The organism is Segatella maculosa DSM 19339 = JCM 15638, assembly GCF_000382385.1.
In the GTDB taxonomy this organism is placed as follows: Bacteria; Bacteroidota; Bacteroidia; order Bacteroidales; family Bacteroidaceae; genus Prevotella; species Prevotella maculosa.
Window position 1 is genome coordinate 65,661 of the sequence record NZ_KB908327.1, and the last position, 14,007, is coordinate 79,667.

A 14,007-nucleotide genomic window follows, 5' to 3' on the forward strand; every position below is an offset into this window, starting at 1 on the left:
TTATCAAACAACCTGTCAAGGCGTCTATCCATTTACTCGTCAACTCCTCTTCACCTTTATAATACTATGTCCCTGCCCCAGTCCATCGACGATTTCCTCCACCTCCAAGCCAGCCTTCTCAATCAAGGCTATCAGGTCGTCAGAGTGATACATCTTACTGTTTCCGTTGGCAATAGCCGTGAAATAGAGGCTGACCTGCGTCAGGCAGAACGCAGCCGGCTCGAAGCGCTGGCGGTCCCAAAGGGTCTCCATGATGTAAAGTCGGCTGTCATTGTCCATCACACGCGCAGCCCGACGCAGTATACTCGTTATTTGCTTCTCACTGAAGCAATCCAGAAACTGACTCATCCAGATAGCGTCCCAATGTCGGTCGGCAGGCAACAGACAGGCTTCGTCAAGCAGATTGGCTGCATGACCGCGAATACGGTCGGCCCCTTCCTTGCCCGAAGTCTGCCGGCGCATCAACTCCAACTGTTGCGGCAAGTCAACAATCGTTACCTCTACCTCCTTGTCATGCGCCACGCACTGCATGGCCCAACGTCCTGTGTTTCCGCCGACATCCATCAGCGTGCGCGGACGGTTCGCGAAGACGAGCCGCAAAGCATCGTCGAACGAACTTTCACTATAGAAATGGTCAAAGGCAAACCAACTGCGACGGGCATCTTCAGGCAGTCGGGACAAGCCTTCATAGACCGTTGGCCAGTCGCCCAATCGCTTCAGACCGGCAGGGCGACCCTCTCTCAATGCCGCCTCAAGGTCGTACATACCCAAATAGTTCACGTCGTGATTGAAATCAAGGTTCACGCGTGTGGCCGGGTCGTTCAGCAGGAACCAGCCCGTCTTCGATATGCCATACCGCCCGGTCTCCGGCTCCACGAGCACGCTCCCTATCGTCAGCGAAGCCTCCAACAGGCACTTGGCCGCATAAGGAGAGATGCCCACGCGTTGCGCAATCTCATCGGAGGTGAGGGCCTCGTCGCGCAGAAGCTCGAGTATCCCCCACTTCACCATCAGGCGCGACACCTGAAAGACAATCGGACCGAAGGCTATGAACTCCGCCTGCCGCTGTGCCTCACGTGCCGAGCACTGTTCGTCGGCGTACTGCCGTAAAGGTTCAGACAAGTGCATCATCGTTCGTTCGTTTCAATACCAATGCCGAGTTCGTTCCCCCGAAGCCGAAGGAATTGGAGAGCACGATATCCACGTCGGTCTCTATCGTCCGCGTGGCGAGGTTCAAAGGCGCGCTATATTCATCAGCATGCTCAAAGTTGATGTTGGGCGCCACGAAATGATGCTGCATCATCAGAATGGAATATACCGCCTCGCTCGCACCCGCCATCCAGCACTCGTGCCCCGTCATGCCCTTGGTCGAAGAGATGAGTGCGTGCCGACCGCGGAACATGCGGTCGAGCGCAATGGCCTCGAACATGTCGCCCTGATGCGTACCGGTGGCATGGGCATTGACGTAGTCCACGTCGTCGGCCACGATGCCAGCATCTTGCAGGGCACGTGTCATGGCCGTCACGCTGCCGTCGTCGGAAGGCTGCGAGATGCCTCCGCCGTTGGAAGAAAAGCCATAACCGCACACCTCGGCCAATATCGTCGCCCCGCGCTTCACGGCATGCTCATAGTCTTCGAGCACCAAGGCAGCCGCACCGCCACTTGGCACGAGTCCGTCACGGTCACGGTCGAACGGGCGCGAGGCCTTCTGCGGCTCTTCCATGCGCTTGGAGAAGGCCCCGAGCGCATCGAACGTCGCCATGCTGTAGAAATTCACTTCCTGCGCACCGCCGCAGAGCACGCAGTCCTGCAGCCCCTGCCTTATCATCATGCAGCCCAGTCCAATGGAATGACTGCCGCTGGCACACGCCGCACTCACGCTGAAGTTCACGCCACGCAACCCGAAGATGCTACTGAGGTTCATGTTTACCGTCGAGTTCATCGCCTGAAAGATATATCCCGAACCCAAGAGCTGTGTGTCGTGCTTCTCGGCCATGATATTGGCAGCCTCGATCACGGGACGTGCCGAAGAGTCGTTACCGAAGATGATGCCCACCTCGTGCGTCCGCAGGTAATCCTCGTCGATATGGGCCTGCCCGAACGCCTCGAGCGACGCCATATAAGCATACTCCGCCTCCTCGGGCAGTCCCACGCGATACCGCCGGTGCAGCAACCCTTTGAGCCGAGGCCGTTCAACGACGCCCGTCAGTCCGCTCTGATAGCCATACTCCAGCCGCTCTTTCTCCATGCCGATGCCCGAACGCCCCGACCTCAGGGCCTCCGTCACCTGCTCCTTATCCGTTCCCAGGCACGACCATATGCCCATGCCCGTCACAACCACTCTTCTGCTATTCATCATCATAAAGTATTATTAACTCCATCTCCCCTCCTTTTGAGGGGCCGAGGGAAGCTGTCTTCACATGCCCCCGTCTACTTCGATTACTTGTCCCGTTACATACGCGGCCTCGTCACCGACGAGAAAGTCAACCACCGCAGCCACCTCCTCGGGCCTACCGAAGCGGCCGGCCGGAATCAGCGTCTTTATCTGCTGCCCGTCAAGGTCGGTCGTCATGTCCGTCAGGATAAACCCCGGGGCCACCGCGTTCACCGTCACCTTGCGCGCCGCCACCTCCTTGGCCAACGCCTTCGTGGCCCCGATCAGCGCCGCCCGGGCTGCCGAATAGTTCGTCTGGCCGGCCATACCGCGAAGCCCCGACAACGACGTGATGTTGACAATGCGTCCGTTCCGCTGCGTCAGCATGTCCTTCAACAGCCGCCGCGTCACGTAGAAGAAGCCGTTCAGTGTCGTGTCCGTCACCTCATGCCACTCCTCGTTCTGCATGAACACCATCAGGTTGTCGCGCCGCACACCTGCATTGTTCACCAAAACCGAGATATAATCCTCGGGATGCCGATCCTGCCACGCAGCCAGAGCCGCCTCGATGGCCTCGGGACGGGCGACGTCGAACGGCAACAGCTCGGCCCGTCCGCCCGCCGACTCAATGGCCTGCAGCGTCTCGCGCGCAGCCTCTTCGTTCGATTTGTAGTTGATGACAACCGTATATCCCCGTGCGGCCAACCGCTGGGCGACGGCCCGTCCGATGCCACGTGAGCCACCTGTTACAAGTGCATATTCCATTGTTTACTCGATTTTTATATAACTCTTCGTGCCATGCACATCCCATTCTCGGTGCACAGCCATTTGCGTTGCAAAAGTACGACATTTATTCATCACCGCCAAGGAAATCGCAGAAAAGGACGACCAAAACGGCGCTTCCTTTCGTCCGATAGATACGGGACAACGCCCCACATCGCAGCAGCCTATACATTCCCAAATACCGGGACGGTGTGTTTCTCGGTCTGGAACCGAGCGTTCCTCCTATTGGAACTGTGAGTTCCATATACTGGAACTGTGCGTTCCATATACTGGAACTGTGTGTTCCATATACTGGAACTGTGTGTTCCAAAGCATGGAACTTTCTTGGAACACAACTTCACTCGTACGCATAACGGTCGATATAGCCGTCGAAGTCCCGTTTCGCGGTGTAACCATAGGTACGGAAGATGTCGAAGATATCATTTTGCTGCTCGGGCGTGAGCGTGAGTACGCCGTTCATGTAGCGGTAGTAAGTTGTCCGACTGCCGAGATATTCTTGTATTTCGCGACGTATCGGCGTGTCGTCCACGCGTTTCACGTCGAGGAAGAGTTTGCTGAAGCCCCACGCCGAGCGTATGATGCGCTTTTCCACGAATAGCTTGCACTTGCCTTTTTGCAAGGCTGCGGGGTAGACGGCAGGGCCTTCCACTCTGTCGGTCAGTATGTGACGGCCGGCGAAATGCCGCATGCAGGTGTCGTGCATCGGGCAGGTGTCGTTGAAACAGAGTGCCCATGTAGGCGGGAAGGATTTGAAGTCGAAAGGAAGCGTGTCGGTTGTCATATTTTGATGATACGTTGTTTGAAGCGGATATAATTCAGCAATGCCCGCAGCCGGTATTTGAGTGGAATGTCGAGCTGCATCATTTCGAGGTAGCACTGGCAGGTGGCCTTGGGACTGTTGTGCCTGATTTCGACAATCTTCGAGGTGAGACCGCCGTCCAGATAGTCGCGCAGATAGACGACTTGGCCGAACACCTTGAGCTTGTACTTGCGGGCGATGCGGTTCCACACCAGTGCTTCGGGTACGAACCGCTCGCCGGGGTATTCGGGGAACGGGAACTCGCGCAGGACCGAGGTTTTGTAGATTTCGCACATGTCGCCCGTCACGCCGTATCTGTAGCGCAGGTCGATAGACGTGCACTGCACTTCCATGCGGGGCCGGCCAATCACGCTGCCGTCGCGGTGGGCCATATAGCCGCAAAGGCCGCCGAGTTCTTCCTTATCCTTGGTTTCGCTCCACTGGCTGGCGATGATGGCTAAGGCGTCGGCGGGGAGTTCGTCGTCGGAGTCGAGTATCAGCGTCAGCTCCCCGTGCGCGACCTTCACGCCTGCGTTGATTGCCGTGTGCTTCCCGCCGTTCTCCTTTCTGACGTAGCGAATGGGGAAGTCGGCTGCGGGCAAGGCTGCGCATGTGGCCTCCGTGTCGTCCGTCGAGCCGTCGTCTATCACCAGCCACTCGAAGTCGCGGCAGTGTTGGCGGCAGAGGCTCCGGTAGATTTGAGGAAGGAAGCGCGCCCTGTTGAAAGTGGGCGTCAGGATTGTTATCAACATAGTGACAGGGTTGTTATTCTATAAAGTAAGCGAGCCAATGGAAGCCGGGCTTCTTGCGTAAGAAGTCTATGCCAACCGCGATGCCCCATGTGAGAAAGAAGACAATAGGGAGCATCAGATAAACAGAGTTGGACTTCATGTCAATAGAGCATATTTCTGAGAGAACGAAATACAAAAGCACGATGACAAACCAATGGAGTTGTATTTTGCTAAAAGAGTCATTGTTCAGAAGCGTGAGGAATTCAAAAAGGGAGATATTATTTATGTTTATATGGATACGATGCCACAGAAGCACGATAGTCCGCAATTTCCTTTGCAATTGTCTGTGTGAATTTTGCGGCTCCCGTCATGTTCAGATGATATGGATCCATGAAGTACTCATAGTGGCTTGAAAAAGTCGTATCACTGTAGTGGTTGAAAACTGGCATATTGTATTTGTGACAAATCGTAATAATAGGCTTAAACAGTTTCCCATCTTTGTTCTTATACGATGGAGATACTGTAAAATAAATAGACATTTTGTCTTTATTCTCTTTAATTAGCTTTTCGAAATAATATAATTTCACCGAATCCACTTTAATACTTTCCATACTCTGTACATTGACATTCCTATCCGAAACCGTATGTCCTAACACATACTGCCCTTTCTTAAAATAGTTAGTATGGTGGATATTATCAGCAATATAATCAATAAATTCAGAATTGTATTTATATAAACTTGAGAGCATTTTTAACCTCAAGGTTGGATCTATACGCTCGTACATTTCAGAGACATTCTTATCGTTATAATACGGTTTTAGGGTCTTAAGGCTTCTCAGTTCCAAAGATTGGATAAGATCTTCATAATATAAATCGTAAATGATAATTTTCGGTGTATACCTCTCTTTGATTATATTAAGTCTGGGATAACATAACATGATACCACTTGCTGATTCACCACAATTGTAACATGACATATTCATATATTTCTCAATGGTATCGGGGACAAAATTGTCTAATGCACGTGAAGAACCTAATACAAGAATGTCTTCTTTTGTTTTTGAGTAAATATAATCATAACGTGCAGTATTCCCACTAATAGCATGGTGATAAGCGAGATTTAATCCCTTCCCTATAAGGAAATCTGTAATTATCAGAATAAAAAAGAAAAGGATTATTTTTAATATAAACTTTTTCATATCAGAAATTAACATAAATGAATTGAGTTGAATCAAACACGCCTGCCAATAAAATCAGAATCATACATATGAGATAAATACTCCACCTCACCAATGTAGACTTACTGGAAAAGAACTGAAGTTTTTTTAATTGGAATTCATCGACAATATCTTTTCCTATGACGACAGATAACGAAAGAATAATAAAAAAAAGAGACTGCCAAGGGAGATTCAAACTGTAGTTGTGATCATTAAAGATCTTAGAAATCTGTAACCAAGCATCATGAATATTAGCACTTCGGAAGAAAATCCACAAGAGGGTTAATATAAAAAAATTGATAACAGTTCGGGATAATCTAACAATTCCTGAAGAAATAATCTTATTAAGTCCAATAATTTTCTCTGCTATCTGGAATACTCCATGAAGAACTCCCCAAAAAATGAAAGTCCAGCTTGCACCATGCCAAACACCGCTAACAAGAAACGTTACAAATATATTGAAGTAGCTGCGTACTTTACTGCATCTACTACCTCCTAACGGTATATAAATATAATCTTTGAGCCAAAGAGAAAGTGAGATATGCCAACGATGCCAAAATTCTGTAATGCTTTGGGAGAAATAGGGCCTTTGAAAGTTATTAATCAAATCAAATCCCATTACCTTACCAATTCCCATGGCCATAAAAGAATATCCTGCAAAGTCACCATAAATTTGAAATGAATACAATATACTAAGTGTCAAAGTCATACCACCATTCAATGACGCTATATCTGCAAAAGAAGTGATATATGATCCTAATCTGTCGGCTAAAACAACTTTCATAAACATTCCCCAAAGCAACCACTTCAGGCCTTCAACAGCCTTTGGATAATCAAAGGATCTCTGCTTTTTTATCTGTGGCAATAAATCCTTGGCTTTACTGATCGGTCCAGAAGCGATCTGAGGAAAGAAACTGACAAAAAGCATGTAATCAAGTAAGTTTCTTTCTGCCTTTATTTTTTGATAATACACATCTACGAGATAACCAATTGCTTGAAAAGTAAAGAAACTTATTCCTATTGGTAAAGCCCAATTCAATCCTGGAAGTCCAATCTTAATACCACAACATTCGAATAGTGAACAAAGATTGTCGTGAAGGAAATTATAATACTTGAAAATTATGAGTGGAAGAATGCCAAGACAAATGCCGGCAGTCAAAAAATATCTTTTTCTGTAGTTTGTGCTTTCTTCCACCAATATACCGAAATAATAGGTAATCCATGTGATACCCAATAATAAAAACACATAGATCGGATTCAGCTTGATATAAAGAAGATAACTCAGACACAATAATGCTATGTTTTCTATTTTCCGGTCTCTCCTTTTATGGCGAACCAAAAACACGATTCCATAATAGAAAGCAAAGACCATCGGGAACAACCAAATAAAGTCAAAGGAGTTAAAGAGCATAGTTAAATAAATAAAGTTCTAAAAATAGTGTCGAATAGTGATCTCATTTGTTGTGCTTCCCACCCTAATTATAACACATTCTCAAACTGGAAATGAAACGCTGTCCTACCCAGCAGTTGGGTAGAAGAGGATATATTCGCTGGGTACAAAAGGAAGTGCCATAGGTTAATTAGTTTGTGCCGTCGAAGGCTTCCATCGTGGCAGAGCCTTCGTGGGAGATGCCCTCGCGCTTCAACACGCTGCGGAGCGTCAGCCAGACGACTTTGCAGTCTGTCAGGAACGAGACATGGTCGACGTACCACACGTCGTAGGCGAACTTCTCACGCCATGTGAGTGCGTTGCGGCCGTGGCACTGCGCCCAGCCCGATATACCGGGGCGCACTTCGTGACGGCGGGCCTGTTCGGGGGAATAAAGCGGCAGATAGCGCACGAGCAGAGGACGGGGGCCGATGAGACTCATGTCGCCCTTGAGCACGTTGACGAACTGTAGGAGTTCGTCGATGGAGGCGGAACGAACGAAACGCCCCACAGGAGTGAGGCGTTTTTCATCGGGCAACAGGTTGCCGTCGGCGTCTCTCGCATCGGTCATCGTCTTGAACTTGACGACTCGGAATATCTTTCCGTCCTTCCCCGGCCGCTCCTGCAGGAAGAACACGCCAGCCCGCTTGTTCACGACATAGAGCAGGAGGCTGACCCAAAGCAGGAAGGGGCTCAGGCATAGGAGTGCCATAAAAGATATGATGATATCCAACAGGCGTTTGATGAAACCACGATAGAGCATATAGTTTATTTGTTTAATGATTGATACATCTTCGCCAACTCGCACCACACATCGCGCTGCTCGAACTTCGCCCTAATGCGCTCGCGGGCATTGAGACCCATACGGCGACCTTCGTCGGGGTGCTCCAGCATCCACTTCATCGTATGATAGAGGGCTTCGGCATCGCGTGGCCGGATTATCTTACCGTTTAATCCGTCTTCGATGATTTCGTTGCAACCGTTGATATCGGTCACGATGCTCGGCAATTCCATGCTTCCGGCCTGCATGGGGACGTTGGGAAAACCCTCGCGATAGCTTGGGAAGACCAGACAGTCGGCTTGCGACAGATAGGGGCGCACGTCTTGTTGCCAGCCGACGAACTCCACCTGCGTTGAATGTATCAGGAATTCTTTATCGGCCTCGTCCACCGGGTCGCCGTCTTCAAAGGAACCAACGAGCAACAAGCGTGCGTCGGGGAGTCGCCTCATGGCAGAGACGAGTTCGCGAATACCCTTGTCGCGCACGATACGGCCGATGAAGACAAAGGTGTAAGCGTCGTGTGGCGTGCGCGTCGCCGTCTTAAAGAAGTCGGTGTCTATTCCGTTGATGTTCCCGTTATGGATAACACGTAATGGTTTGCCTGTGATATGGTCTGCCTGCAGGCAATGTAGAACACCATTGCCCTCGGGGATAACTTTCGTGGCACACAGACAGGTGATACGCTCCATGGTTTTCAAGACAAAGCGCAACAGACCGGACGCTCCCTGATAGCGCAAGCCGGTGACGGTATAGATACGGTGAGGAACACCGGCCAGTTTGCCGGCAATCATCGCCAGTAAGCTGCCTTTCGGGGTGTTAGCGTGCAGGATATCAGGACGCTCTTTGCGAAACAAACGGTATAGCGCCCACAAGGATTTCACATCGTCGCGCAGTGCTATCTCGCGCTGCATGGGAATGTTTATCGTGCGAATACCTTCGCGCCGGCTAACCTCTTCCAGCACACCCGTATCAGAAGCAACACCGACCACTTCGAAGATTTGGTTCAGATATTGCAATTGCCCTTTCAAAAGATTGAGCAAAGAAATATCGACCGTGGTCAACCTGATAATCTTTAGTCTATGATGCTGCATACTTGGGATAGCTTTTGCACACGGTATCGAGGTTGGAATTCTTTAGCGACGTCCATGTCCTGTCGATGGATATTCCGCCCGTCATCAAGCAGGCAAACGGTCGTCCAGCCTCTTTCGTTGGCCGTAACGAAGTCTTTTGTGACGTTGTCGCCAATGTAATAATACGCACAATCAGGATATTTTACTTCAAAGAACCTGTATACTTGCGGAGCAGGCTTACCGTAACCGAATGCTTCGGAAACAAGAATATCTTCCTGTTGTATGAAAGCGGTCAGTCCCAAGGCTTGGATTTTATTCCATTGCGTCACCGTTCTTCCATCAGTAATCAGGCCGAGATGAGCCTTTTCCTTCAGCGTATTCAGGCATTCTTCGGTATCGTTGTCCAAACATATATCCGGAATGTGACTGCGATAAATCTGCAAGAGTTCGGATATGCTGTAACCAATAGAATATTTTGCCGTCAGCTTTTCAAAGGCATTCTCTCCGTGCTGCAGCCAGTTCAGCAACTCGTCTTGCGCCCCTTCTATTCCTATTGCAGAGGCAATCGCACGAAACCCCGACTTAACAAAGTCAATCTCTTTATAAAGCGTGTCATCTAAATCAAAGACAATAACCTTATTTTTCGTAGACAATGATATCTTTGTCATACCTCAACATCAAGGTTTTATCAGTCCAATCTTCCGAATAAGCAATCGTTTCACCCAACAAATATTCGCGAATAATGTATTCAGCATAATTGGCTTTGGCATAATAGGTCAAAGGATAACCACCTCCGAACCGCGGATTGATTTCGATACCCAAGACTTCGCCGTCTGCTTCTCGGTAAAACAATTGAATGCACATCGTGCCGATAGCCCCGGGAATCGTAGCCATTCTTTCATATAAATAAGGAACTATCGCATTCTTACGCGTAATTCCTTTGTTGATTTCGCCGGCACGGATCTTGATCCGCTCACGCGGAACGATGCACTTCAACCGATAATCCTTACCATAATAAAGGTCTACGGTGAACTCTTTGTATACTTTCGGGTCTATATATTGCATGAACAACAACTTCGGGTCGTTCATAATCTCTTCCGTCATTTCCTCTTGTGAACGGATAACGTGCAGGTTTGTGCTCAGCGAACCATCGTAAGGCTTAGCAAACAAGGGGAAAATAGGGTGAAACTTATCTACGGGCTTCGGATAGGCAATCTTCATCTTGTCAAACAGTTCCATTGTGTTGCGCTTGTCACGACAAGCCTTTATAAAGGCTTCATCAGAGACAATGACATCTATTCCGGCCTCCTTGAAACGCCTTTTATTCCTTGCCAACACCATCAGTTCGGTATCTATCGTCGGGACAATAACTTTTATGTCATGTGCTTGGCAAAGCTCCAGTAACTTGTCAATATACATAGGATCTGTACAGCAGCATACCTTGAAACACTTGTCTGAAACATAGCCAGCCGGTGCCAAGCGAGGAACCATATCGGTTGTAAATACTTTTCTCTCTAACTGCAATTCAGCAAATGTATGCTGAAATATCTGCACCAAAGTTACACGTTGACCAGCAGATGTAATCAATATGTTATTCATTCTATATATCTAATTCTATTAGTAATCAAAAAAGTGATTAGTTCTTATAAATCTCAAATAGCGAATCAAATTACACCATATTTGCTAAGCCAGCGTTTAAGCCTATATTTCTTGAAACCATCCTTCCTAAAAACTAATAGAGGTAAAACTAAGATATTAGCCACATCCTTCAAAAAAAGTTCTATAAAGTCAGGAATAAATGGACGAACATAAGTGTTTAAATAAAAACGTAGTTTCATTCGTTGTAATTGACGAGCCTCAGCCTTACTAATAATTGTCTTCTTCGGATTAGGAAAACCAGACAACTCTACATATTTCCAATAATAATCACCATCAGGAATACTAATATTAAGCCAAGGTTTTGTAAAAGATGCATAGTGAAGAATGCTCGGAAAAAAGACATATTCTAATATATCAGCCTTCTTTTGAGTTTGATCTATCACAGCCAAAGCCATAGGGAATTTGCTATATTTATGTGCTAATTGAAACCAGTGCTTATGAAACTCATGATTTAATACATCCTGATCTTCCAACACCAACCTATCGCCCATCTTATTAATATATTCCAGCATATTCTGCTGACAATTGTGTTTTCTCCAGTATGCCAAATTAATCATCAGCACACCTGCACAGAATGCAATATCATTTAATTCTAAGCCCATAATCAGACGATGATAATTATTAGCCGGTGTAGCATCCCTGACTGCTGCTACACCATATCCATCAAGATCCAAATTATAAAGCTCCATAATATTGTCAAGAACAATCACATCACAATCCAAATAGAGTAATCTATCTATATCATCATTCAACAATGAGGGAAGAAGAAGTCTATAGTAGGTTGCAACAGACAAATTAGGATGGTCTTCACTAATTCTGAACTCTGCAGTAAGTTTCTCATCAATATCATAGAATGTAATTATATTCTTATAACTTCCACAGAGTTTTGTTATCAATCCTTGTCCTTCAACAGACAAGCCATGATGTAACAAATGAACATTAAAAATATAATCCTTATTATTTTCAAACAAAGAGCATAGCATTGCCATACAATGTTGAACATAGTTACTATCTGTACTACAGGTAATGTGATATATCTTCATTTTATCTTCATTTTTTTTCCATATACTTTTAAAAAGGCTTTAATTTCATTATGAAAAGAAACCTTCATAAATTGCATTATACGCATTCATCATTTTATTGATGTCAAATGCTAAGGCCCGTTCATAGCAACGCCGGGCTATCTGATCGGAATACATAGCTTCCTGCTCCAAGTGCATGATTTCTCTTGCCAAAGCTCCGGCGTCTTCATGGGGAAACAGGATACCGTAGCCTTCAGTCACTTCCTTCAGTCCATTCACATTGCTGGCGATGAAAGGTTTACCTGCACTCATGCCTTCAACATTGCTAAGACTTAAACCTTCCCAATGAGAGGACATCACTATCATATCCGCTGCCTTGAGCACTTGAGGAACATCAGTCCGCAGGCCTAAAAAGCGGATATTCCTTTCTACGCCCAACGAAACGGCCAACTGCCTGACACTATCAAGTCGTTCTCCCGTACCGGCAAACCAAACCTCAAACTTACTTTTATCCAACAAAGTCATGGCTTTGACCAATGTGTCTTGGTCTTTCTGCTTGCGAAAAGCAGCCACCATCAAGATTACTTTTCGCCCTTGTTTCAGCTTGATCAAGTCAGAAGCGGGTCGTGCCTGATGAATTGTTTCCACGTCAACCCCGTTATTGATGGTCGTCATGCGATGATACACTGCCGTCTTTTGATTGAGCCAATCCCCTCCCATGTATTCCCTTAGTTTGTCTTCTGCAACCTTACTGATACAAATAATATGGTCGTAGCGACGATACATCCAACTTTCAATGAAGCGATACCATTTCCATTGGCGCTTACGGTTAGAAGTGTTATGCTCCGTTGTCACGAGTTTCACATGGTTTGTCAAACCAGCTATGGCCACAAAGAGCTGAGGAGAGGAGTTATGCGTATGGACAATATCATACCCACGCATCAGTTTCGCCAACTTGAAAACATAGCATGGCTGATAATATCCCGTTCCCAACTTATAAATCTTCGCCTCCGGGACATTACTTCGTAACTGCTTCATCAAAGGAGTCTCCTTGCCATTGAACACACAGACATCAACCTCGTGGCCCATTCGACGGAGTCTGGTCGCAAGATTAACGACAATAACCTCTGCCCCACCCTGCTCCAAAGACGTTATGACTTGTAATATCTTCATTTGTTCGCTATTCTTTTCCTGTTTACACCCAAACAATGCCGCAATATACGCACCACACGTTGCGTATTCACCTCAACTCCCTGCTTATTCAAATGATACACCGTATTATACAGCAGACTGTCGGGATAAGCAAGGCTGTCGGGGCGCGCCACATAGGTAAAACCGGCAGTCTTCATTCGCTCAATAATCAACGTAATCTGCTTGCGGTTGAGCGCAACATTCGCCCTACTCGTAACAGGCGGCAGCCATATCACCTGCACACCATGATGCTGTAAGCGGCGAACCTGATTGAACAGATGCCGGGCATAGCCTGCGTTGAACTTTCCCGACACCGTATAAGCACCCGTATTGTTGATGTTCGGGGGCAACGAACGGTGGGAAACCTCATCACCTAACCTATTAAAGCCACTCATCTTGTATTCAAATACGTTGCCCTCCTTGCGAAATGAATGCAACAACTTATAATAAAGCCCTTTCACACTAATTTGTAAAGTGGTCTTGAAAAAGCCTGTCACGACAACATTCCACTGCTTGAGGTTCAACAAAGAGGGAGCAAAATCAGACAAATAGGGCAAGTAGCCGGCCGTTTCCGGGTTCCCATAGGTCACATCACCATAGAAATGGTCATATTCAGGCATCAATATCAAAACATCTCCACGCCTGAAATAGCTTTCATAACGGTCCATCGTGTAACGCAATCCCATGCCGGCAAGCAGCCCGGCATTGATGACGGGCAGCCCGATACTGTCGGAAATCGTCTGAGAGTCGATACCGAAAGCGACATTGCTCCCCCCGACGAACACCACCTTGGGCGAAGGTGTCTGTCGGATTAAGTTTCCTTTCACCGTAAATTCATCGTTGTAGTGGTCGGTAGCCAAGAAAGAAGCATTCAACCAAACCAACAATCCGAAGGCACATGAGAAGAATGCCGCGAATGAAAGTATGTTGCCGAGAATCGTTTTCATTGCC

The 14,007-nt window shown here is 47.3% G+C and carries 15 protein-coding genes; all 15 read right to left on the bottom strand.

Annotation, left to right across the window (positions count from 1 at the left end):
- Nucleotides 1-39: 39 nt before the first annotated feature.
- The 15 genes from H164_RS0108835 to H164_RS0108905 all read right to left on the bottom strand — a co-directional run bounded on the left by H164_RS0108835 (nucleotide 40) and on the right by H164_RS0108905 (nucleotide 14,003).
- Nucleotides 40-1,128: a methyltransferase gene (locus H164_RS0108835; RefSeq protein ID WP_025830071.1), complete on the bottom strand. Its 1,089-nt coding sequence runs from the start codon at nucleotides 1,126-1,128 to the stop codon at nucleotides 40-42.
- A complete protein-coding gene (locus tag H164_RS0108840) occupies nucleotides 1,115-2,359 on the bottom strand; it encodes a beta-ketoacyl-[acyl-carrier-protein] synthase family protein (protein WP_019968275.1) in 1,245 nt (414 codons plus the stop codon). Before H164_RS0108840 ends, H164_RS0108835 begins: the two co-directional genes overlap by 14 nt.
- A gap of 57 nt (nucleotides 2,360-2,416) precedes the next feature.
- The gene (fabG, locus tag H164_RS0108845) at nucleotides 2,417-3,139 is read right to left on the bottom strand and encodes a 3-oxoacyl-ACP reductase FabG (RefSeq protein WP_019968276.1); all 723 of its coding nucleotides are present in this window, start codon (nucleotides 3,137-3,139) and stop codon (nucleotides 2,417-2,419) included.
- 355 nt (nucleotides 3,140-3,494) lie between these two features.
- The gene (locus H164_RS0108850; RefSeq protein WP_019968277.1) at nucleotides 3,495-3,938 is read right to left on the bottom strand and encodes a DUF6078 family protein; all 444 of its coding nucleotides are present in this window, start codon (nucleotides 3,936-3,938) and stop codon (nucleotides 3,495-3,497) included.
- Complete coding sequence (locus tag H164_RS0108855) at nucleotides 3,935-4,708, bottom strand: glycosyltransferase family 2 protein (RefSeq protein WP_019968278.1); 774 nt, start codon at nucleotides 4,706-4,708, stop codon at nucleotides 3,935-3,937. The genes H164_RS0108850 and H164_RS0108855 overlap by 4 nt, the downstream gene beginning before the upstream one ends.
- 13 nt (nucleotides 4,709-4,721) lie before the next feature.
- A complete protein-coding gene (locus H164_RS16075) occupies nucleotides 4,722-4,847 on the bottom strand; it encodes a hypothetical protein (RefSeq protein ID WP_019968279.1) in 126 nt (41 codons plus the stop codon).
- Between the two features lie 118 nt (nucleotides 4,848-4,965).
- On the bottom strand, nucleotides 4,966-5,886 hold the full coding sequence (locus H164_RS0108865) for a hypothetical protein (RefSeq protein ID WP_154652133.1): 921 nt from the start codon (nucleotides 5,884-5,886) through the stop codon (nucleotides 4,966-4,968).
- Nucleotide 5,887: 1 nt separating this feature from the next.
- Nucleotides 5,888-7,099: an MBOAT family O-acyltransferase gene (locus H164_RS0108870; protein ID WP_248616191.1), complete on the bottom strand. Its 1,212-nt coding sequence runs from the start codon at nucleotides 7,097-7,099 to the stop codon at nucleotides 5,888-5,890.
- A 385-nt stretch (nucleotides 7,100-7,484) separates the two neighbouring features.
- Nucleotides 7,485-8,096, bottom strand: a complete 612-nt coding sequence (locus H164_RS0108875; protein WP_019968282.1) for a sugar transferase — start codon at nucleotides 8,094-8,096, stop codon at nucleotides 7,485-7,487.
- Between the two features lie 5 nt (nucleotides 8,097-8,101).
- Nucleotides 8,102-9,205, bottom strand: coding sequence for a glycosyltransferase family 4 protein (locus H164_RS0108880; protein WP_025830074.1), 1,104 nt, complete (start codon nucleotides 9,203-9,205; stop codon nucleotides 8,102-8,104).
- Nucleotides 9,187-9,852, bottom strand: a complete 666-nt coding sequence (locus tag H164_RS0108885) for an HAD family hydrolase (protein ID WP_026356314.1) — start codon at nucleotides 9,850-9,852, stop codon at nucleotides 9,187-9,189. The genes H164_RS0108880 and H164_RS0108885 overlap by 19 nt, the downstream gene beginning before the upstream one ends.
- Nucleotides 9,821-10,783 (bottom strand): ATP-grasp domain-containing protein, encoded by a 963-nt coding sequence (locus H164_RS0108890; RefSeq protein WP_019968285.1) that lies wholly within the window; start codon nucleotides 10,781-10,783, stop codon nucleotides 9,821-9,823. Before H164_RS0108890 ends, H164_RS0108885 begins: the two co-directional genes overlap by 32 nt.
- Nucleotides 10,784-10,848: 65 nt before the next feature.
- A complete protein-coding gene (locus H164_RS0108895) occupies nucleotides 10,849-11,886 on the bottom strand; it encodes a glycosyltransferase family 8 protein (RefSeq protein ID WP_081622279.1) in 1,038 nt (345 codons plus the stop codon).
- 48 nt (nucleotides 11,887-11,934) lie between these two features.
- The gene (locus tag H164_RS0108900; RefSeq protein WP_019968287.1) at nucleotides 11,935-13,038 is read right to left on the bottom strand and encodes a glycosyltransferase; all 1,104 of its coding nucleotides are present in this window, start codon (nucleotides 13,036-13,038) and stop codon (nucleotides 11,935-11,937) included.
- Nucleotides 13,035-14,003 carry a hypothetical protein gene (locus tag H164_RS0108905; RefSeq protein WP_019968288.1) on the bottom strand — a complete coding sequence of 323 codons (969 nt, stop codon included), beginning with the start codon at nucleotides 14,001-14,003 and terminating at the stop codon, nucleotides 13,035-13,037. Before H164_RS0108905 ends, H164_RS0108900 begins: the two co-directional genes overlap by 4 nt.
- Nucleotides 14,004-14,007: the final 4 nt, after the last annotated feature.

Excerpts from the sequence above, each read along its gene's own strand:
- H164_RS0108835 (WP_025830071.1), bottom strand. The coding sequence starts at position 1,128 with ATGCACTTGTCTGAACCTTTACGGCAGTACGCCGACGAACAGTGCTCG.
- H164_RS0108840 (WP_019968275.1), bottom strand. The coding sequence starts at position 2,359 with ATGATGAATAGCAGAAGAGTGGTTGTGACGGGCATGGGCATATGGTCG.
- fabG (WP_019968276.1), bottom strand. The coding sequence starts at position 3,139 with ATGGAATATGCACTTGTAACAGGTGGCTCACGTGGCATCGGACGGGCC.
- H164_RS0108850 (WP_019968277.1), bottom strand. The coding sequence starts at position 3,938 with ATGACAACCGACACGCTTCCTTTCGACTTCAAATCCTTCCCGCCTACA.
- H164_RS0108855 (WP_019968278.1), bottom strand. The coding sequence starts at position 4,708 with ATGTTGATAACAATCCTGACGCCCACTTTCAACAGGGCGCGCTTCCTT.
- H164_RS16075 (WP_019968279.1), bottom strand. The coding sequence starts at position 4,847 with ATGAAGTCCAACTCTGTTTATCTGATGCTCCCTATTGTCTTCTTTCTC.
- H164_RS0108865 (WP_154652133.1), bottom strand. The coding sequence starts at position 5,886 with ATGAAAAAGTTTATATTAAAAATAATCCTTTTCTTTTTTATTCTGATA.
- H164_RS0108875 (WP_019968282.1), bottom strand. The coding sequence starts at position 8,096 with ATGCTCTATCGTGGTTTCATCAAACGCCTGTTGGATATCATCATATCT.
- H164_RS0108880 (WP_025830074.1), bottom strand. The coding sequence starts at position 9,205 with ATGCAGCATCATAGACTAAAGATTATCAGGTTGACCACGGTCGATATT.
- H164_RS0108885 (WP_026356314.1), bottom strand. The coding sequence starts at position 9,852 with ATGACAAAGATATCATTGTCTACGAAAAATAAGGTTATTGTCTTTGAT.
- H164_RS0108890 (WP_019968285.1), bottom strand. The coding sequence starts at position 10,783 with ATGAATAACATATTGATTACATCTGCTGGTCAACGTGTAACTTTGGTG.
- H164_RS0108895 (WP_081622279.1), bottom strand. The coding sequence starts at position 11,886 with ATGAAGATATATCACATTACCTGTAGTACAGATAGTAACTATGTTCAA.
- H164_RS0108900 (WP_019968287.1), bottom strand. The coding sequence starts at position 13,038 with ATGAAGATATTACAAGTCATAACGTCTTTGGAGCAGGGTGGGGCAGAG.
- H164_RS0108905 (WP_019968288.1), bottom strand. The coding sequence starts at position 14,003 with ATGAAAACGATTCTCGGCAACATACTTTCATTCGCGGCATTCTTCTCA.